This window comes from Clostridium sp. 'deep sea', assembly GCF_014931565.1.
In the GTDB taxonomy this organism is placed as follows: Bacteria; Bacillota; UBA994; order PWPR01; family PWPR01.
In genome coordinates this window covers 1,856,379-1,877,853 of sequence record NZ_CP063353.1, presented here as the reverse complement: position 1 = coordinate 1,877,853, position 21,475 = coordinate 1,856,379, and the positions used below count along the sequence as shown (strand labels likewise).

General features: G+C 32.2%; 17 protein-coding genes. 14 read left to right on the top strand and 3 right to left on the bottom strand.

Features of this window, described 5'->3' with window-relative positions; genetic code table 11:
- The first annotated feature begins 232 nt into the window (after positions 1–232).
- The 7 genes from IMX26_RS08680 to IMX26_RS08650 all read left to right on the top strand — a co-directional run bounded on the left by IMX26_RS08680 (position 233) and on the right by IMX26_RS08650 (position 11,044).
- On the top strand, positions 233–4,123 hold the full coding sequence (locus IMX26_RS08680; protein ID WP_195161274.1) for a leucine-rich repeat protein: 3,891 nt from the start codon (positions 233–235) through the stop codon (positions 4,121–4,123).
- A gap of 11 nt (positions 4,124–4,134) precedes the next feature.
- Positions 4,135–5,787, top strand: a complete 1,653-nt coding sequence (locus IMX26_RS08675; protein ID WP_195161273.1) for a copper amine oxidase N-terminal domain-containing protein — start codon at positions 4,135–4,137, stop codon at positions 5,785–5,787.
- A gap of 357 nt (positions 5,788–6,144) precedes the next feature.
- Positions 6,145–6,576: an NUDIX domain-containing protein gene (locus IMX26_RS08670; RefSeq protein WP_195161272.1), complete on the top strand. Its 432-nt coding sequence runs from the start codon at positions 6,145–6,147 to the stop codon at positions 6,574–6,576.
- Positions 6,577–6,947: 371 nt separating this feature from the next.
- Positions 6,948–7,403, top strand: a complete 456-nt coding sequence (locus IMX26_RS08665) for an NUDIX hydrolase (RefSeq protein ID WP_195161271.1) — start codon at positions 6,948–6,950, stop codon at positions 7,401–7,403.
- Positions 7,404–7,456: 53 nt separating this feature from the next.
- Positions 7,457–8,380: a hypothetical protein gene (locus tag IMX26_RS08660; protein ID WP_195161270.1), complete on the top strand. Its 924-nt coding sequence runs from the start codon at positions 7,457–7,459 to the stop codon at positions 8,378–8,380.
- A 369-nt stretch (positions 8,381–8,749) separates the two neighbouring features.
- Positions 8,750–10,186 (top strand): hypothetical protein, encoded by a 1,437-nt coding sequence (locus IMX26_RS08655; protein WP_195161269.1) that lies wholly within the window; start codon positions 8,750–8,752, stop codon positions 10,184–10,186.
- A gap of 273 nt (positions 10,187–10,459) precedes the next feature.
- The gene (locus tag IMX26_RS08650) at positions 10,460–11,044 is read left to right on the top strand and encodes a hypothetical protein (RefSeq protein WP_195161268.1); all 585 of its coding nucleotides are present in this window, start codon (positions 10,460–10,462) and stop codon (positions 11,042–11,044) included.
- Here IMX26_RS08650 and IMX26_RS08645 read toward each other — a convergent pair.
- Both IMX26_RS08645 and IMX26_RS08640 read right to left on the bottom strand, forming a co-directional pair.
- On the bottom strand, positions 11,037–11,900 hold the full coding sequence (locus tag IMX26_RS08645) for an IS3 family transposase (RefSeq protein ID WP_195161372.1): 864 nt from the start codon (positions 11,898–11,900) through the stop codon (positions 11,037–11,039). The two genes, IMX26_RS08650 and IMX26_RS08645, sit on opposite strands and share 8 nt — an antisense overlap.
- Before the next feature lie 8 nt (positions 11,901–11,908).
- The gene (locus IMX26_RS08640) at positions 11,909–12,199 is read right to left on the bottom strand and encodes a transposase (RefSeq protein ID WP_195159611.1); all 291 of its coding nucleotides are present in this window, start codon (positions 12,197–12,199) and stop codon (positions 11,909–11,911) included.
- Positions 12,200–12,363: 164 nt separating this feature from the next.
- Between IMX26_RS08640 and IMX26_RS08635 the strand changes: the two genes are divergently transcribed.
- A complete protein-coding gene (locus IMX26_RS08635) occupies positions 12,364–12,540 on the top strand; it encodes a hypothetical protein (RefSeq protein WP_195161267.1) in 177 nt (58 codons plus the stop codon).
- Positions 12,541–12,920: 380 nt separating this feature from the next.
- On the opposite strand, the gene IMX26_RS08630 is transcribed toward IMX26_RS08635, so the two are convergent.
- Positions 12,921–13,652, bottom strand: coding sequence for a PHP domain-containing protein (locus tag IMX26_RS08630; RefSeq protein ID WP_243259333.1), 732 nt, complete (start codon positions 13,650–13,652; stop codon positions 12,921–12,923).
- Positions 13,653–13,829: 177 nt separating this feature from the next.
- Here IMX26_RS08630 and IMX26_RS08625 point away from each other — a divergent pair, with 177 nt between their 5' ends.
- The 6 genes from IMX26_RS08625 (at position 13,830) to IMX26_RS08600 (ending at position 21,457) form a co-directional block, all read left to right on the top strand.
- Positions 13,830–14,699 (top strand): hypothetical protein, encoded by an 870-nt coding sequence (locus IMX26_RS08625; protein WP_195161266.1) that lies wholly within the window; start codon positions 13,830–13,832, stop codon positions 14,697–14,699.
- 40 nt (positions 14,700–14,739) lie between these two features.
- The gene (locus tag IMX26_RS08620; RefSeq protein WP_195161265.1) at positions 14,740–16,944 is read left to right on the top strand and encodes a DUF3160 domain-containing protein; all 2,205 of its coding nucleotides are present in this window, start codon (positions 14,740–14,742) and stop codon (positions 16,942–16,944) included.
- An 87-nt stretch (positions 16,945–17,031) separates the two neighbouring features.
- Positions 17,032–18,057, top strand: coding sequence for a CapA family protein (locus IMX26_RS08615; protein ID WP_195161264.1), 1,026 nt, complete (start codon positions 17,032–17,034; stop codon positions 18,055–18,057).
- 262 nt (positions 18,058–18,319) lie between these two features.
- Positions 18,320–19,441: a C45 family peptidase gene (locus IMX26_RS08610; protein WP_195161263.1), complete on the top strand. Its 1,122-nt coding sequence runs from the start codon at positions 18,320–18,322 to the stop codon at positions 19,439–19,441.
- Positions 19,442–19,757: 316 nt separating this feature from the next.
- Positions 19,758–20,387, top strand: coding sequence for a PHP domain-containing protein (locus tag IMX26_RS08605; protein WP_195161262.1), 630 nt, complete (start codon positions 19,758–19,760; stop codon positions 20,385–20,387).
- 2 nt (positions 20,388–20,389) lie between these two features.
- Positions 20,390–21,457: an ABC transporter substrate-binding protein gene (locus tag IMX26_RS08600; RefSeq protein WP_195161261.1), complete on the top strand. Its 1,068-nt coding sequence runs from the start codon at positions 20,390–20,392 to the stop codon at positions 21,455–21,457.
- Positions 21,458–21,475: the final 18 nt, after the last annotated feature.

Sequence of the window (21,475 nt, the reverse complement as noted above, 5' to 3'; positions counted from 1 at the left end):
ATATTACCTACTTCTCTAAAAGTTCTTAAAAAAAAAGACTAAATAATATGAAATATCATTTTAAAACCTCCCATTTAACAAAACCCAAAGCAAAAAAATCAACTATTATTTACATAATAATTTTAAAAAACCATCCGTTTGGCACATGTAAACCTAAAAATTTCTCTCTATACTCAATAACTAGAAGGCTAGGCATATGTAAGTATTAAAAAAAGTGAGAGAGGGATAAAAAATGAAAATCAATAAGACAAAGTGTTATAAAAGGATTTTAGCTTTAGCTACAGTTGTAATATTGTTAGCTCAGCTTTTTAATGTTGTGTTAGCTGAACCTAACGCACCACTTGAGGTGTATGTATCTACAGCAGGTGATGATAATAATGATGGTTCAGCAGGCAATCCAGTTGCAACAATAACAAAGGCTATTGAACTGGTTGCTGAAGGTGGTACTGTTTATGTTAAAGCAGGAACCTATCAAGAAAACTTAAGTATAAATAAAAGTGTAACTCTAGAGGGCACAGATCAAAATACTACTATTATAGATGGTGGAAATATAAATAGAGTAATATCAATAACAGACGGTAATGTAGATATTTTAAAATTTACAATTACAAAAGGTAAAGCTGAGGATGGTGTACTTAATAGCCCTTTTGGTGAACATGGTGGAGGTATTTTTATTACTGGTAATGGAGTTGTAAATATTAGTGATTGTAGTATTACAGAAAATTGCGCTGGAAATGGCGTGATTAGTGTTTTTTATAACAAATCTAATAAAGGTGGTAATGGTGGTAATGGAGGGGCTATATACTATAGCGGTAGCAGTACAATAAATGTTAATAACTGCATTATAAAAAATAATAAAGCAGGTAATGGTAGCAATGGCGGTGATGAGATTAGTACTATTACTTTTGTGGAATTTAATGCCGGAAATGGCGGTACTGGTGGAAGTGGAGGTGCAGTCTATATTGAAAATGGAACAATGAGTATAAGTAATTGTCTATTCATGAAGAACAAAGTGGGTAATGGAGGAGCAGGTGGCAAAGGTAAAATAAAACCTAATGGTACAGCAGGTGCTGTTGGATTAGAAAATAATATATATAATAATAATGCAAATCTAGTTAAAAATAATATTTACATATATAAAGAATCCGGCATGATAGAAGAGTGCTATACAACAGATAGTGAGGTAGAGATTCCAGCTACTTTAGGTAGTAGTACAGTAACAAGCATAGGAGAGCTTGCTTTTAAGAATAACACTGCATTAACTAAAGTTACATTACCTAAAAGTATAATACATATTGGCAAAGATGCTTTTACTGGCTGTACTAACCTTACTAGTGTCTATTTTAAAGGCAATCCACCAACCTCTTATGGTGATAATATATTTCCATCAAATATTAAAATATATTACCCCGAAGGGAATACCATGTGGACAAACCCATGGAATAATTATCAAACATTATCATATAAAATGCCTTTAACTGTAACCTATAAAGTAGCTGAGAATGGAAGCTTCTCTGGAAAATTAATTGAAAACGAAATCGTATATTATGGATTAATGTCAGCTAATATACCTACTCTAACACCTAATACCGGATATGTTTTTAAAGAGTGGCATGATAAGTTAGGCAATAAAGTAAACCCTCAGCAACAAAAAGTTTTTGAAGATACCACTTATACAGCAATATTCGAACCCATTGCTCATAATGAACCAGTAGTTTCTGGAATATCTTTAACGAATGATACAACTCCAACATGGTCTTGGCTATCAGGCAGTAATGTAGGCAGTGGACAATATCGATATAAATTAAATAACAATGATTATGTAATAACAACATCTACAAGTTTCACACCTGCAGAAGCATTGTCAAATGGCTCTTATACTTTATATGTACAGGAGAGCAATTTAGAAGCAGTTTGGTCTAATAGTGGTAGCTTTGAAATTACTATAGACCAAGTAGTTCCTCAAGTTGTTTCGTTTGAAAACACTAGTAATACTGCGTTAGTAGAAGTAGCTGACAATTTACTAATAAACTTTAATGAAAAAGTGGTAACAGATAGCGGTAGTATTAATATTAAACTAAAAAGCGATGATTCATTAATAGAAACCATAGATGTTAATAACTTAACTGGTGCCGGAACAACTACTATTGAAATAAACCCAAACAATCTGGTTGAAGCAACTGAGTATTATGTACAAATAGATTCTACAGCAATAAAAGATTTAGCAGAGAATTACTTTGCAGGAATCACAGATAAAGAAACTTGGAGCTTTAAAACAGCTTTAGGCTTAAATTCTCAAGTAAATAGCGTTACAGACTATAATGGGCTAGATGGATCTATAACAGCTACAGCATCAGGTGGAACAGCTCCATACCAGTATAAATTAGAGGGTATAGCAGACTTTACAGATAATAACCAATTTTTTAACTTGGCGGCAGGTAACTACCAAGTACAAGCACAAGACAGTTTAGGAAATTTATCTAATATCCACTTAGTTACAGTAACCCAACCACCATTAGAGGTATATGTTTCAACAAGTGGTAAAGATTCAAATAATGGAAAACAGGACAATCCATTAAAAACAATTACTAAAGCAATTGAAATAGCTGCTTCTAATGGTACGGTGTATATAGAACAAGGTATTTACAAAGAAAACCTTACTATATCAAAAAATATTACCTTAAAAGGTGCAGCAGAGAGCAGTACAATACTTGACGGAAATAAACAAGATAGAGTTATAAATATAGGTGCTGGAAATAAAGTTAACATCGATTCAGTAACAATCACTAATGGAAAAACCAGTGTTCGTCAGTCAGGTGGTGGTATCTTAAATAGAGGAGAATTAAGACTAACCTCATGCTCTATAATAGGTAATAGAACTGGTGATGGTACTCCAGGCCAAACAGGAGTTATGTTTAAAAATGGCACTAGTGGAACCTCTGCTGGTTCTGGTGGAGCAATAATTAATTATAATAAATTAACAATTATTGATTGCACCATTATAGATAATGTAGCTGGTAATGGTGGCACAGGTGGACAAGGTGGATTCTCGGAGGGATCTAGAACTCCTAACTTGGGCGGCAGTGGAGGCAATGGAGGTTTTGGTGGGGGCATTTATAACGTTGGTACACTAAATATAGAAAATAGTACTATAGCAGGTAATCGTGCTGGAAATGGTGGTGCTGGTGGTCTTGGAGGTTTTCATTTTAAAGATGGTGGAAGAGGCGGAAACGGTGGACAAGGTAGCCATGGTGGAGCCATATATAATCAGGCGGGAGCAATTACGATAAGAAACAGCACAATAACAGGTTCTGCTGGTAAAGGCGGAATTGGTGGTTTCGGCGGAAATCGTACGTATGATAATATTGGACCTAACGGTGCAAACGGTGGTAATGGTGCTGGAGATGCAATTTTTAATGGCTGTAGTACAGCCATTGATGCCAAAAATAACTGGTGGGGAACTACTAACCAGCAGTATATAAGTAGTAAAATACATGGTAATGTAGACACTAGCAATTGTCTTACTTCAAAGCCATCTACAACACAACCACTAGAAATATTAACAGAACACCTTTTTGCAGGAATAATTAATCATAATTATAGTGTGGCATTACAAGCTAGTGGAGGCACAGGTCAGTATAATTGGCAGGCCAATAACTTGCCAAATGGACTCAATATTAGTAGTACAGGCAACATCACTGGTACTGCAACTACTAAGGGTAGCTATAACGTAGATGTTACGCTTACAGATGGAGAAAACACTTTAACTAAAAGTTTTAAAATAATAATAGATGAGCCATGTGGTAATGGAGGCTATATAGTAATTCCTGAAAGCAATTACACTAATACAAATGACATACCAATTATAACAGTAGGGCAAAGTACGGGGTTACAATATTTTACCGCAAATATCTATGCTGTAACTGGGCATAGTGGAACAGAGGTAGCAATATTTGTACATATGAGAGATGGAGTACAAATAGGACTCTCTGCTACTCAAGCAGATTTTGAAACAATAAATATTGCTAAAGCAGCTTTTAATGTACTGCCAGGTGATGTTATAAAGGTATATATAGTAGATAGTTTAAATAACGGTAGCAGTAGTAACCCTAACTTATTGTAGGGGGTGTTGAAATGAATAAAAGAATTTATATTATAATTTCAATCTTACTACTTTTTATCACAGGAAGTGTGTATGTCTCAGCATCCTCTATTTCTTTGATTATAAATACCAACAATGCAGTAGTAGGAGAGCGTGTAGAGTTAACTGGTGTGGCTAATTCTAATGCTAATATTATTGTAAAAGTAACAGACTGTAATGATGCTGTAGTGTATTTCAGTACTATTAAAACCAGTAGTAGTGGAGACTATAATCATAGTTTTATAGTTCCATATATGTCAGTAGGTACAGCAAAGGTCGTTGTAGGTTATGGTAGTAATGTAGCAAGTGAAGAGCTAAATATTACGCTACCACCAGATACAACACCACCAACAATAACTACAAGTTTAGTAAATGGTTTTACATATAGTAGTAGTAAAACCTTTACTATAAGTGTTACAGACAATATAGATACTAACCCAAGAGTTACAGTTAAACTAGCAAACAACACTATCACTGCAAATAGTGATGGCTCATACACAGTTAATTTAACAATGGGAACTAATTTAATTAATATTATAGCTACAGATATATGTAATAACACTAACACAGAAATTATTCAAATAATAAGAGAGAGTAAGCCAGTAGTAGATGATGATGGACACGAAGAAGAGTCAGATAATACAATTGTTAGCGAAGAACAGCTTCAAAAAATAGCTATTAAAGAAACCGACCAGATTAAAAAAATAACTGTAGATATAACAATAAAACAGGCAGTATTAGGGGGCTCAATTAGAGCAGCTAAAAAAAAGCAACAACCAGTTTATATAATTCTACCTAGTATAGAGCCTCAAGAGGTTAATGCAGAAAGCGTAAAGCAAGTAACAAACTTAGGTTTTACAACTCATCAGGTGAGTCAGGTAAAAGAGGTTGGTTTAAAAATAACAGGTCCGCAGGGCACTCAGATAGAGCTTTCTAAGCAACTCCTTGAAACAATGGCTAAGGCCAGTCAAGACTTAAACCTCCAACTAAGTACAGTACCTGTTAAAGAGGTAAATGAGTACTTTAGTGAAAAAGATAGTGTTTATGAAGCCAAAGAGATAAATACAAACTTTAGTGGTGAAACAAAACTAAGGTTTAAGGCACCTCAAGATGTTGACTCAGCAAAACTAAAAATTAAGGTAATTCACAGTAATGGAACTATAGAAGAAATAATACCTATAATAGTTACTAATGAACAAGATAATACCTATTTAGAGTTTACAATAAATAGCTTTAGTACATTTATTATTTACAAACCAGCACCAAAAGCAAAAACAATAATTAAGCTAACAATAGATAAAGCCCTAGTTACTGTTAACAATACAGAAATAAACCTAGATGCTACTGCATTTATAAAAGATACAACTAACCGAACTTTAGTACCAGTACGTTTTGTATCAGAGGCACTAGGCTCTAAGGTTGAATGGTTGCCTAAAACAAGGCAGGTAAAGATAATAAATAGTAAAGAAATATTACTAACAATTGACTCAACTGAAGTACAAGTAGCAGAAGAAATAATAAAGATAGATAGCCCAGCAGAAATAGTAAACACCAGAACCTTTGTACCATTAAGATTTGTAAGTGAATCACTAGGAGCTGAGGTCAGCTATAATGCTAAAACAAGAGAAATAACTATAATAAAGTAGAAAAAACTCCTTCCCTTAAACAAAAAAGTCTGCTAAACATAGTAGGCTTTTTTGTTATTTGATGAATTAAGTTTGCCTGTGGCAAGTGAAGTATGCCTTAAGAGAATGAATTGAATGAGTCATATAAGTTAAATGTATTTTTGGTAATTTATATAATAATGGTTATGCTTAAACATTATTATATCGATATTACTAAATTAATATTGAATAAAGATAAATTGTATAAAATTTTAGTAATATGAAGGTAATAACAAAGTGTTACCGAAATTGTAAACGTTAAATATACATACTATATCTAAAGTGAACTATAGTTTTTTATATGTGTAATGTAGAAATTTATATTTTCGGAGGTGAAACATGGAGTTTAAAGTGCATCCTTTTAATACATTTAAGGATTATTTTTGTGTGGATATTATGGCATTGTATAAGGGTAAGTGGATATTTTGCAAGCACAAAAAAAGGAATACGTGGGAAAATCCAGGCGGACATATTGAAGCAGGCGAAACATCACTCGAAGCTGCAAAAAGAGAACTATATGAAGAAACGGGAGCAATTAATTTTGATATTGAACCGCTTTGTGATTATTATATTAACGGAGAAGTAGACGGCAGATATTTCAAAGGAAATGTGCAGGTTTATTTTGCAATCGTTCATATTTTGGGTGAATTACCGTCCAACAGCGAAATGGAATTAATAAATTTTTTTGATTCGTTTCCTAACGAATTAAAATTTCCAATGTCACGCGATTTTTTTCCGATAGCCTTAGAAAAGAAACAGCGAACAGTATAGGCATTCATAACATACTAGACCTTGCAAGCAAGGTTGTGTGGCAGGGAGTTGCCTGCAACCCTGTTTTTTAAGCGAACTGCTGCAAATACTCTTAAACATCTTGTCATCTTCTTTAGGAGGACATGCTGTAATTGGAGTTGATTTAGATTACACTTAGTTTTCAAGTAACCGAACTGCAATAATTCTTAGTGGTATGGTAGTTAAACTTAAAAAGCATTTATGTAGGTAAAATAGAGTAGGTTAATTAGTGTTCTAATTCTTCATGATAGATATTGTTAATACTTGTTGTTTATTAAATGGTAAAATTTATTTGGTTAGGAGAATTTAGATGAATAATATAACAAAGCGTTTAAAAGGGTATGTAAAAAATTATGAGTGATACCTATTGCTTATTTAATATAAGGGTAACTGGTGTATTAATTGATAAAGGGAAAATATTATTAGTACAACAGTATGTTGATGATAATAGAAAATGGTCTTTACCCGGGGGAAGAGTAGAAAAGAGAGAAAGTATTCAACAAGCATTAGTTAGAGAAATGTTTGAGGAAACAGGATTGCAAATAAAGTGTGATAAATTACTTTACATTTGTGAAAAAATTGATCAAGAACCAGCATTAATACATATAACATTTTTAGTTAAGAAAATGTCTGGCGAGATTACTCTTCCTTCTAATGCGTTTGATGAAAATCCAATAAACGATGTGAAATTTTTTAAGTTCAAAGATTTAGCTAGAATAGGTTTTACTAATAAGTTTATTGACATCTTAGAACGTGACTTTCCATTAAAAGGATCATATATGGGAGATAAAAAAAATATAGGTTTATAATTAGGGATTATCAAAAAAACAGCTAATAATAACATGGAGACAATACAATACATATGATAAACGTAGTTAAGCAGAAAAGTAATGATAATAAATTGCGAATAACTAAAGTTTGGATATTATTCTTGCTATTTATGGTATTGATTAACTTGGTATGTTTATGTACACAAGCTAAAGTAACCAAAGTACTTAAAGTTGCAGAGGTACCCCAAAAAATACTTGAGGAAGTAAAAAACATGCCTTTAGAGACTGGTTATTACTTTTTTGAGGCTAGTTATGCAGGCAAAGCCATTTTATTACTATGTGGTGAAAAAGACCAACCCTTTGATATAGAAATAGATAACGTAGAGTATGTTAAACTTAATGAGAACAAATATAGGTTATATATAGAGCTAAGCAAAGTTGATAAATTAAGAACAATAGATACACAGGAGTACTCACTACCTGTTGTTTTTTTAGCTATTGATAATAGAACAGAATTAATTAGTGAAGTCAGTTGTGACAGTTTAAAATTTAAAGGCTGGCGTTCTACTGAGCTTGCTAATACTAGTGATAGTCGGGTAGATGTGCAAATTATTCAGCAAGAGGCAGAGATACCTGAGGAAATATGGAACTACATGATTGAACATGATTTAGATAGAGGGGTATATGAAATTCTTTCAGAGAACTCTAAATTAGATACACAGTACTATATTATAAGTGGAGGTGATTTTAATCCACAGTATTGTAATGCTAAAATTTATGCCTTTGATGTCTTAATGCGTAATTTAACATATGAATGTGTGGAATTTGGACTTGGAATTCATTTTCTTACTTCAACATCTGATTCAATTTCTTATTCTCAAACACTGAATAAACCATATGTTGTATTTAGTGTAATTGATAATGAGGGTATGGATGTTGAATCACAAACAATTAATGGACCAACTGTTCTTGATATAAAGGGAAGTATGCAGAAAGAAGTTTTAATTATAGAGTGATTCTTCAAGTTACACTTAAATAGTGTTTTAGGATTAGTAATAAAAGCGATTTTAAAGAAAGGTGTAAAATAAAAAAAATTCTCTTACAAAAATTATACTAGTAATATTAATAATAACTAATTACATAAATAACCTACTCTCACAACAAAGCATATATAACCAACCTCAATCTCAGATATTCCTATTTATTCTAAATTAAGCTAATATTTATAAATTTATAGATAACTTATATGAATACTACTAAAAGAAATGTGAAAATTAAGAATAAGTAAACAATAAACTAACCCTGTAGTAGCCAGTTTTGCTCCAGAGCTATGATATAATAAAAATAGTAATTAAATAAAAAGTATTATTAGGGAGGGAACACTTATGTTAAAAACTGATATTTTTACCCCTTCTCGATTTACGGGAGAAGGAAGCATTATTTTACGTGGTCAGGAAATACCCTACCATACTGTGAGTGAGGATAATGTTTTTTATGATGATGAAGGTAAAGCATTAGCCTCGATTTTTTCTTATTCATATTTTCGTTCTGATGTAGAAGACACAAAGTCACGTCCGGTTTTATTTGGTTTTAATGGTGGACCAGGTACATCTTCTATGATGGTGCATGTTGGTTTTTTGGGTACCAAAAGGGTTAAGTACGGCGAAGCCGATGATGGTGCTTTACCACTACCACCTTATGAATCTTGCGATAATGACCAATGCCTACTAGACATAGCCGATTTAGTGCTTATTGACCCTGTAGGAACAGGTTTTGGTCGTTTATTAGATGAATCTAAAAAAGATATGTTTTTTGGAATTGAGCAGGATGCCGAAGCAATTCTTACCTTTATTCAGGCTTGGCTAGCTCGTTATAATCGCTGGCAAAGTCCTAAATACTTAATGGGTGAAAGTTATGGATGCACACGTGCAAGTACAGTTGCTGGCATGGGTTCTCTCTCTGGTTCAGATCGTGCATACAGCGTAACTTTTGATGGCCTAATTATGATTGGCAATACTGTTACTTTAGGTAAATCTTTTGGAGATAAACCCCCTATTTATCCAGCTGTTTTGGCTTTTCCAACTTTGGCTGCTGTAAATTGGTATCATAATAAGCCTTGTAATCAAACTATAGATGAATTTGTGGCAGAGGCCAAACAGTTTGCTGATACCGAGTATTTACTTGCTTTATATAAAGGAAAAAATTTAGTAGGAGAAGCTCGTGAACATATTATTAACCGAGTAATCTACTATACTGGAGTTTCTCGAGAGTATTTAGAAAAAAGAGCCCTATTTTTGGATGCTGTTGAGTATCGTAGTGAAGTTGCACGCAATAAAAATAGTGCAGTATCACGTTTAGACGGACGTATTACTCGACCATTACACACACCAAGTTTAAGCGAAGAAAAATGGGGTCCTGGTGATGATGGAGCTGAAGGTAAGTATAATCCCTTCTTCCAAGCAGTGCTTTGTGGTGAAGTATTTCCGTTACTAGGTATTCACTGGGATCGTAACTTTGTTAATTCTCACACCCTATGGACCAGTTGGAATAACGATATTAAAGGACAAAACACATCCGAGAGTTTGAGTTCTGCCATGCGCCGAACACCAACCATGCGTACCTTCTTTATTAATGGCTGGTATGATATCTGCACTCAAATTGGTATTCTTTATTATACTTTAGATCATAGTGATTTGCCTATGGATAGGGTTTTTGTTAAAGGATATGAAGCCGGTCATATGGCATATTTGGGGGAAGAAAACATTCAAGCTGTAACAGATGATATGTATGCCTTTATTCAGGGTGAAGACCCCACTAAATAAATAATATTTAATGATAAAAACCTGCTTATACGGCAGGTTTTTTTACTTGGCAGATTAAAATACTCTTTATTTTGTACTATAAATCTATGAGCCATATATTTTGGGTAAAAATTTATAAGGAAAATAGTTCTTATTGAAATATATTAACGAAAACTATATTTAATATATTACATTTATTATTTTTAACTATTAATATACTATTAATTGGAATATAATAATTTTAATACTAAAGATTTTGCAATAGATTAAATGTTAAAAAGGGAGTAAAGGTTTATGGATTATAATTTACTGATGCAAGTAATAGTTAGTGAAGCCAATAATGCAAACTTAAAACTTAATCAAGAAATTGGTCATATGGATTATATTAAAAAGCGTAAAAATGGATATAAGTTTAATTTTAGTGAACATGTACGCGGTATGATTTATTCTTTTCTTACTAATCAGCGACCTTGGTATAAAATTGTGCCCCAATTAAGTAAAATTGATGATCTGTTTTTTTATTATGATTATAATAAAATATTAAAAAAGGATTCACATTACTATGTTGATGGAATACGTTCTCTTAAATGTGGCAATTTAGCTATCCATAAACAAATGGCATCTCTTGAAAGTAATATTAATAGACTTTTAGAAATTAAAGAAATGCATGGGAATTTAGATGAATTTGTAACAAGTGATACACCATATAATATTGCTAAAAAATTAGCGAGTGAAAAAACATATAAAATTAAATTCTTTGGAATAGCTTTAGCGCTGGAGTATTTACGTAATGTTGGTATAGATGCCATAAAACCAGATGTGGTCCTAGGTCAAGAAAAAGGACAACTTAAAAGCGAAAAAATCCTTAATATTAGATAGCTATATTATTTTCAAAGTCATGTGGTGACATCATATTGCAATGGCTGTGAATTCTAGTAGTATTATAAAAGCACTCTATATACTCGAAAACTAATTTGTGAGCATGGTTAATATGCTTAATAACAAATCTATTAAGCCACTCTCTTTTAATAAGGGCATGAAAAGATTCTATACATGCATTATCCCAAGGGGTGGCTTTTGCAGAATAGCTGCGTATAAAGCTACTTGATGGAGTTTCAGCAATGTAAGCATCAGAAATATATTGGCATCCACGGTCACTATGAATAATTACTGGTTCATCAATCTTACGGCTAATTTTGGCTTTTTGAATTGCTTTAATAACACCAGATGTACATAAGCTATTAGATATATGCCATCCAATTATTTTACGTGAAAATAAGTCCATTATAGATATTAAATAAGCAAATCCTTCAATTGTATATACATATGTTATATCTGTAACCCAAACTGAATTAGGCCTACTAGGGTTAAATTGCCTAGCTAAAATATTCTTTAGTTTAGAATCAAAGTCAGGGTCAATTGTCGTTTTTATATATGAACTTACCCATATAGCTTTTATCCCTGCTTCTCTAATATAATTACCTACCGTCTTTTCAGCTATCTTATAACCTCTAGCATTAAGTATAGTAGTTATCTTTGGAGCTCCATATATCTGTTTGCTCTCATTGTATATTTGTACAATTTCTTCAGTGATCTTCTTTTTTCTCTCTGCTTGTTTTGAAGGAGTTCTGTTTTTCCAACTATAATAACCAGAGGTTGAAACGCTTAGTAATCTAAGCACACCGCTAACTGAAATCTTGCGTTTCTTTGATGTCTCAAATGTTTGAGTGTATATTACTTCAGTTACTTGTTCAGTATGCCTATAGCCTTTTTTAGTATTTCTAAGGCATCCTTATGGTCTCTTAATTCTTTTTTTAGTCTTGCTATCTCTTTTTCAGCATCTGTGCTATAGTTCCCCGACCCTCTATGCACTACAGCTCCATTATTTTTCTCTGCTTTTGCTATCCATTCATGTAATGTTGTTAATCCTACTTTAAGTTCTCTTGCTACCTCTGTCTTTGTTTTTCCTGATGATTGATAATAGTCAACTGCATCTTGCTTGAACTCTGGTGTGAAATATCTCTTTTTCCCCATCTTCTAGTTCTCCTTATCTGATTATCTTATTATATCTCATTTAAGGATTTTCGTATTTAACCTGTCTGTTTTAAATTCTAGCATCAGATGTTCATATAAAACGAATCTTAAGTTCACATAGATTAGGCATTTGTTGCTCTAAAAATCCAACTGAAAAAGAAGCAGTGAATGCAATAAGTGTAATTTCAAGTAAAACGGGGTACTCTGTTTCAGAAATTGATGCTTATTTATGGATGTATTGTGCTAAAGGCTATTTAGATATCTGTAATGCAAAGCCAAAATGTACATTATGTTTATTAAAAGAGTTATGTTTAAAAAATAATTCTAGTTTACAAAATTAACGTAGTATTTTTTAAAACCACCAAGTATACAAAGGGAAAAGAAATATGTTATACGTAATAAAATGAAGTATAGGCATTACCTAAAAATATCAATAAACAGAATGGGGCAGGTTTATCATAATCCTTACACCCCAGCACCTTCATCTGTGGTTTTTTATATGTTTATATTAGTTTAAATAGATCTTTTCTTTGTAGAGTTAGTGGCTATAGCCCCAAGCTAACACTAAAAAGATTGACATTTTAATTCAGATATCCAGCTTTTTAGTATTTTAACTGGAATATAAACTCCAGGTATACTTTCACCTAGTTTAACAGTTGGTTTTAACTTACCATGATAATCACTGCCACCTGATGAGTATAGGTGTTTTTCGTTGCAGTAATTAAGTAGATATTTTGTTTTTATCTACTGAATGAAGAGAATGATAACACTCTAAGCCATCAAGTACATTTAATGAGGTGACTGAATTTAATAATTCACTATAATCGTTTACTAAATAACCATAGAGATGAGCAAGAAATGCTTTACCACCAGCATTTTTTATTAAGCTTGTAACTTCATTTACAGTTGGATAATTTTCAGTTTTATTTATGTAAAAAGGATTATTTTCGTTACAAACACATAGTCTATAAAAGGCATTGACATTATCCCATATTTTCTTAGCGAAGTATTTTTCATTTTCAGGATATTTCTTTAAGTCAGAGTGTAATACTTGTGTTGCAAAATATTTACTACCTTTTATTGATAAAGTTTTACTATATGTAAGATTAAGATTTTGACATACCTTTAACATTTTTTTTAGATTCTTGTTTTCTCGCTCAAAAAAATTCTCATCAGAAATAATTCCCATTGAATCTATTGCTTCAATATCTATACCATATCCCAATATTTCAATTGGTCTTCCATTATGGATAGCAGCAAACTCACAACCAGGAATAATTTGACCATTATAATAACTCTTCAAGTTAATGTCTTTTAACTTTTTATAGGCCCCAATAGAGTTATGATCTGTAATAGAAATATACTTAAGTCCTAATGACTGTGCCTTAATAAGAATGTTTTTCGGTTCATCTGAACCATCTGATGAAGTTGTATGAATATGTAAGTCTATCATTTTACTCACCCCCTGTGTCATTGTACAATAGTTTATGTTTAGCGACAAAGTTTTTAATAACAACAGGTAAGTAAACAAGTATTATTTGAGCTTGTATTAAAGGAGTATTAGATAAAATGCAGAACTATAAATTGATATAATTTAGTAATATGTGGTATATGATAAGGAGACAGTGTATTGAGACATAATAGCTTAATTCTCAAAAAAGTATTAATCATTTTTATAGTAGCTTTATCACTTGCTTTAGTTTTAAGCCTTAACCTAAAAAATATAATAAAAGCAAACAATATACTAGGCAAGTCTAAAACAATACATATTAAAGATAATGACTATGCCTTAACGTGTTCGGCAGAAAGTTTAATAATTACTTCTTTAGATGGAAAACAAACTATATTAGATTCGGTGAGCGTAGTAGCAGATAATGAGAAAATTATAAGTTATTGTATAGCAGATATTAATAAAGATTGTACTGATGAAATACTAATGATTATAGGGGCTAAAGGTAGTGAATTTGGCAGGAATTTTGTTATTTATTCATTCAATAGTGAGTTACAAAAAACCTACTCTAAGTCTTTTAAAGAGATGAATCCTTGGAAGGTACAAACCTGTGATGTAGATGGAGATGGCAATTTAGAGATATCAATTGCTATGTATAAAAAAACTAAATTCTATCCAGTTTTAGAAAAAAGACCGTATATATATGACTGGATAGATAATAGCCTTTTTCCCAAGTGGAGAGGTTCAAGACTTTCAAAACCTTTTGATGATTACATTTTTTTAGATATAGATAAAGATGGCTCTGATGAATTATTAGCTATTGAGCTATTACAAAATGGCAATAAGGTAATTAACTCTTATAAGTGGATAGGCTTTGGCTTTGAAGGCTTAGTGGAGAGTAAAGAGTATGAAGATATATTCATTATTAAAAAGTCTGAACACAAGAGCGATATCATAAATGTACATATAAAAGCTAGTTCTAAAAGCAAATGGATAGCAATTAAATATGATAGTGGAGATTTTTTAGAACAAGCAATAATAAAGCAATAGAATAAAGCTTAGTAGTTAAAAATAATAGAGGTGATTAAAAGTGTTTTTAAAAAAAGTAGTTAGTTACATTTTATGTTTTACTATTTTAACATCTGTTCTGGTACTGCCAACGGGTTGTACTAATAGATTTAATAACATTTCAAGCAAAGACAATAATAATCCAGTACATAAAATTGATAATGTAAAAGAGCAAGACTTAAAACCGCAAGAAAAAGTTCAATTTGCCAGTAAAAGAAAAGAAAAAAACATTAACGTTCCGTATACTGCTTCAAGTTTTGAGACTTTAGTTAAACCCTATAAGGTAAAAGAAGATTTATCAAATATCGAAAACCTTGACCAGTTTGAAGGCTTAACTGATAACCAAAAAAAGCTTATTTGCCAAAACGGGTTTGTGGTTATGCCTAGCAAAGAAGAACAGCTATTTTACATATATGAGAATAATGAGTACCGTGAGATACCGTCATTTATTACCACAGATTCTGTACTTCAGGTGTACCATGTTTTTTATAATTACTCACTAAGAACTTTAGAAAAGGATACGCTAATAGGTTACACAGAACAGCTTACAGAGAGCATGATGCAGAAATCTGTATCGTTATATATCAAAGTAATTAATAAAGAGGTTAAGCAAGCCCTACTTAAAAATATATCTTTTTTTGCAACAGCATGGCTTACATTAGAGAAAGAACTGCCTGATTATATACCTAAAGAAGCCGCTAATCTTGCTACTGCAGAGTATGAACTAATACTTGGCGAAGGTGGATTTTTAAAGTCAAAAATATTTCCATTTGAGTTGGATTATAGCCAATATAAACCAAGAGGGCATTATACCAGAGATAATGATTTTAAGAGATATTTTAGAACTATGATGTGGTACGGTCAAGTGCCTTATCCTTTATATAATATTAAAAGTAATGGCGAAAAAGAGCGAAATGTAAAGCAAACTCTTCAAGCGTTACTTATAACATACACTGTGTTTTTAGAGAATAAAAACTCAAATGATATAGATTTATGGGAGGGTATTTTTGAGCCAACTAATTTTTATGTGGGAGCCTGTGACGATTTAACTATCTATCATTACAAAGATTTATTAACAAATGTTTATGGAGATAGTCCAGATATTAATACACTTACAGATGAAAATAAACTTAACAAACTGTATTTAGAAGCAAAAAAATTACCTGAACCCAAAATTAGAGCTAAATACACAAGGGTGTCTACTCCGGTATCAAAACAAATGAGATTTATGGGTCAAAGATATGTTCCAGATTCCGAAATAATTCAACAGTTAGTAAAGCCAATTCAAAGACCAGTTCCTTCTGGTCTCGATGTAATGGCAGCTTTGGGTTCAAGTAGAGCACATGATATTCAAATAGAAGTTAACGAAGAAGATAAAAAATGGTCAAAGTATCCAATCATTTTAGAAGAGCTGAAAGATAAATTTAGTAAATTAAATCAAGATGAATGGCAGTCAAATATGTATTATGGATGGATGTGGACACTAAAGGGATTATTAAAAAAACATGAGTCTGGCTACCCCTCATTTATGACTAATCAAGCCTGGCAAGATAAATCTTTAACCACAGCTTTAGCAAGTTGGTCTGAGCTAAAGCATGATACAATATTATATGGAAAATTTTGTGGTGCAGAATGTGGTGGAGGATATACCCCAATTACTAAAGGATATGTTGAACCCAGTATTGAGGTATATGATAAGTTATTATGGTTAACAAAGTATTCAAGAGAAAATCTAAAACAAAGAGGTATTCTTTCAGGGGGTCTTGAAAGTAAGCTGCAGAGATTTGAAGATTTACTACAATTTTTAATTACTTGCTCAATTAAACAGCTTAAAAATGAACAACTTACGGAGCAAGAATATGATAAAATAATGACTTATGGTGGTACTTTAGAGTACTTAACTAGTTCCTTTGCCGGAGATGGTATAAGATGGTTTGAAATAACTTCTGAGACCGATAAAAATATGGCTGTAATTGCCGATATTCACACCATTGCTCCTAATGAGTTCTCAGATGGGGGTTATTTAGAAGTTGGGGTTGGTCCCGCTCATGAGATATTTGTGGTTGTACCGATAGATGGTAGTTTATACCTCACTAGGGGTGCGGTATTTAGCTATTATGAATTTTTATCAAAAGTAAGACTTACAGATGAAGAATGGCAGAAAACACTAAAAGAAGACAATCAACCAGCTCAGCTTGAGTGGATGAAGCAGCATATAGATTACTAATATCAGCAAATACTTAATCAGTAGAGCCTTATTCTCAATACTGCATAAACTATAAATAATGATACAGACACTCATTGGGAGTATCTTATGAAAAAGCTATTAATATTTATAATTTTTACTATTGTAATGTCTATGACAGTTTTTTGTGCGTTAAAAACAACTGAAAATGAAATACATCTGGTGGCAGTTGGAGATATCTTATTATCACGGGATGTTGAGAAAAAAATGATCAAAGAAGGACTAAATTATCCCTACAAACAAGTTGAAAAGTGCTTTATTAAAAAAGACATTGTACTTGGCAATCTGGAAAATCCAATTTATGAAGGCAATAATCCAGTTTGTAAAAACTCTAATTTAATTTTTAAGGCAAAGAACGCAAATGCTACAAAACTAAAAGAAGCTGGATTTACAATCCTTAATCTTGCAAACAATCATACAATGGATTATAAAGAAGCTGGTTTAGCTAATACCATGCAAGCCCTACATAATAATGGCATTAGTTATATTGGTGCAGGCGTAAAAAATAACGAAGCAAGAAAACCATTAGTTATAGAAAAAGAGGGGTATAAAATTGGGTTTCTTGGTTATAGCATGTTTTCACCTAGGGGCTATATTTACAACAAAGATAAAGCAGATATATGTAGGGTAAAAGATAATATTGCTATTGAGATAAAAAAAGCGAAGGCGCAGTGTGATTTTTTAGTAGTAACAGTTCATTGGGGAAATGAGTTTGATTTTTTTCCTAGTGAAAAACAAAAAAAATTAGCTCATGAAATTATAGATAGTGGAGCTGATTTAATACTTGGACACCACCCTCACGTACTTCAAGGCATAGAGCAGTACAAAGATAAGTATATCTTTTATAGTCTTGGAAATTTTGTGTTTGATAAACAAATACAAAAAGGAACTGATGAATCAATTATTCTTGATTTAACTATTAAAAATAAAGATATCAAAAAAATTAAACTAATACCTATAAAAATAATTGATTGTCAGCCCACTTTAGCTACAGGAGATGTGGGGGGCTATATTCTGCAAAGGTTGCAGAAGTACTCTAGTGAAATGAGTATAGAGATTAAGATTAAACAATGTTTAGGTGAAATAATACCCTAATACGATAAATAAGAGTGAGTTATAGTCAGATAAGTAAAAAGAAACCATGATAAAATAAATCATCATGGTTTTTTTAGATACATAGATTAAAACTTGGGTGAATATTAAAACTACTGCTTAAAGATTTAGATATTATTAAAGATTATAAAACTAGCTAATATAAAATTGAGTTTAATAATATGACATGCCGTTGGCATATTGACTTTATTATAATGTAATTAGTTCTTAACTAAACTAAATTTATATTGAAAGGAAAGTTAAAATGGATAATATTAATAATTACAAACAACTCAAATTCGAACATATAGTTATGCAAGGAACTCATTATGAAATTGGGCAGTTTAGAGGTGAAACAATTAAAAAATATGCCAATGAGGTTGATTTTTTTACTTCGCCATTTAAAGGTGAAGAATTTTTATCCTTAGCTGAAGTAAATAAAATTATGAAAGTATATGATGAGTTTTGCCGTGAGTTAAACCAAGAAATTTTAGGCTTTGCTCATAGCTTAGGTATTGAGCAAGAGAAAGTAGTGTATTATGCTAATTCATTTGGTACATCATGTAACTGTAGTCAAATGGTTGTTATTCCTGCTATAACAAAAAATCACCATACCTATGTAGGGCGAAGTTATGAATACTTTATTAATGATGAACTAAGGCTTTGTACTACACGAGTAACAGGAAAAGCCGCACATATAGGTTTTTCGTTGTTTCTTTTTGGCAGGTTTGATGGAATAAACGAACATGGTTTATGTGTTACCATGTCAGCCTCAACACCTGGTAAACTACCACAGAGTAAAGGCTGTACTTTTTGGGTTGTTATTAGAAGTTTGCTCGATAATTGTAAAGATGTTAGTGATGCATTACAGCTAATAAAAAGCATGCCTATATCAGCTAATACAAACTTCCTGTTGGCTGATAAAAGTGGACAGGCTGTGTTAGTTGAGGTTGCTTGTTTCAATGGAAAAACAATAATTGGAATTAAAAATAGCAAAGAATATTTAGTTTCTACAAATCACTATACTTCTAAAAATACCATGCCATATACTGTAAATAAAATGTGGCAATCTGAAAAGCGCTACAATATAATGGACTCAACAATTAAAAATAATGTGCAAAATATCAATAAAGAAACATTAAAAAATATCTTATCGAAAGAAATGCCAAATGGTGTTTGTTGCCATCAGTATGATGATGGTCTTGGTACACTAAGGTCAATGTTGTTTGATGTTACTAACCAAGTTGTTGATATCTGCTTTGGCCCCCCAAGTATAAATAAGTGGAAGTCGTTTGGATTTAATGATGCCATTGGTACTAAACAATATTCTGCCAACTATTATAATGAGTCTGCTCAAAATCCAGAAACATTTTGGAGTAAAATGTAAATGTTGAATCTTAATCATATTTTTTTATTTACAAATATAAATGCTGGCGATGTATAAAGCGGTTGTTGAAACTGCTTTTTTTGTTTTAAATACTACCGTAAAAAAAATTAAAAAGAATGAAAACTGATAGGTTGCTAAAAGTATGGCAATAATCCTCAATAATAACTGGTGTCTCTATTTATGTATATTTTAGATGTATAAACTTATACAATTTAAGATTAATTTTAAGTATTTATAGAAAACACAAAAATACTTCTTGATATAAAAATAATTTATTGATAAGATAAGCAAAGGTTTTTATAGATAGGAGGTAAATATGTTAATAGATTTACATCTTCACACATCAGAGTTCTCTACATGTAGCAGGGTTAGCTTTAATCAGATTGTTGAAGAAGCATTGAGAAAGGGTTTAAAAGGCATATGCATCACAGATCACGACACAATGGCGGCCAAGAAGTTTCTTAATGATAAACTGCCTAATGATTTATTAGTAATCGTTGGTACGGAGGTTTTAACATTAGATGGTGATATTTTAGTTTTTGGTGTGCCAGAAATACCAAAAAAGAGACTGACTGCTCAAGAGCTTGTAGATTATGTATCATGTAAAGGAGGGGCTTGTATAGCGGCTCACCCATATCGAAAAAACCTGCGAGGCATTGGAGATAAGATAAAAAGCCTCGATAAACTAACAGCAATAGAAGGATATAACGGTAATACTATAAGCGAAAACAATATAAAGGCCGCTCAGTCAGCAAAAAAGAAAAATAAGCCAGTTACTGGGGCTAGTGATGCACACTCTATTGATAGAGTGGGTTGTTTTGCAACATATTTCTATAACCGAATTAATAATGAGCAAGAATTAATAGCTGAGCTGAAAAAGGGTCAGTTTATGCCTATGTATTACGATGAAAATACAAATAAGTATAAGGAGATTAAGGGGCAATAAATATGAAAAAATTTGCAGTTTTATTATTAGTAGTTTTAACTATATTCACAGTTACAGCATGTACTAAAGATGCAAGCGGTGACGATGTCAGTAATGCAGATATCCAGCTCAAGTTTGAGACTGAGCACTATTCACCAGACATGAAAGGCACAACTCTAAGTCTATATGGTGTAACAGACAAAGTTAGACCAATTTTAGATGTGTTTGAAGAGGACACAGGGATTGTGGTTGAGCATTTAACAATGAAAAATGGAGAAATACTACAACGCCTTGGTAATGAAAAGCAGTCTGGAGTTAATATAGCTGATCTTTGGTTTACTGGCGGAGCAGATACTTTTATTAACGCCGCAGATAATGGCTTACTAGAAAAATACGTTACACCTCAGGCTGAAAACTTAGAGGAAAATATGAAAGATGAAGAGGGATATTGGCACGGTACATCTCTTACACTGGTTAATTGGATTGTAAACAAACAGTTAATAGAGGAGAAAAACTTAGAAATGCCTTCTACATGGGATGATTTACTTCAAGAGAAGCTTAAGGATGAGGTATCAATGCCTAACCCTACATCATCAGGTACAGCTTATAATGTAGTAACAGCTATTTTACAAACTAAAGGTGAAGAAAAAGGTTGGGAATATCTAGATAAGTTAATTGATCAGGTGCCGTTCTTTACAGCAAGAGGAAGCGACCCTAAAAATTTAGTTATTAACGGAGAAGCTATTGTAGGCATTAATGCTAGTAATGGTGATTTTGAAATTGAAAAAGAATATGATCATATTAAAGTTGTTTACCCTAAAGACGGCACTGGGTGGTGGCCACAGCCCGTAGCAATTGTAGCTGGTACAGATAATTTAGCTGAAGCAAAGGTCTTTATTGATTGGATCATGTCTAAGCGAGGCATGCAAGTAATTACTGAAAAGAGATATGCTGCAGTTGCAAGAACTGATGTAGATATACCTGAAGGTATTGTTGATATCAATGAAATCGAACTATTTCCTGCTGATTTTAAAGCTGGAGCTGAAAACAGAGATTCAATTTTAGAAACATGGTCATCAAAAGTGGAATAGATAGTATTGGGGCCTTGT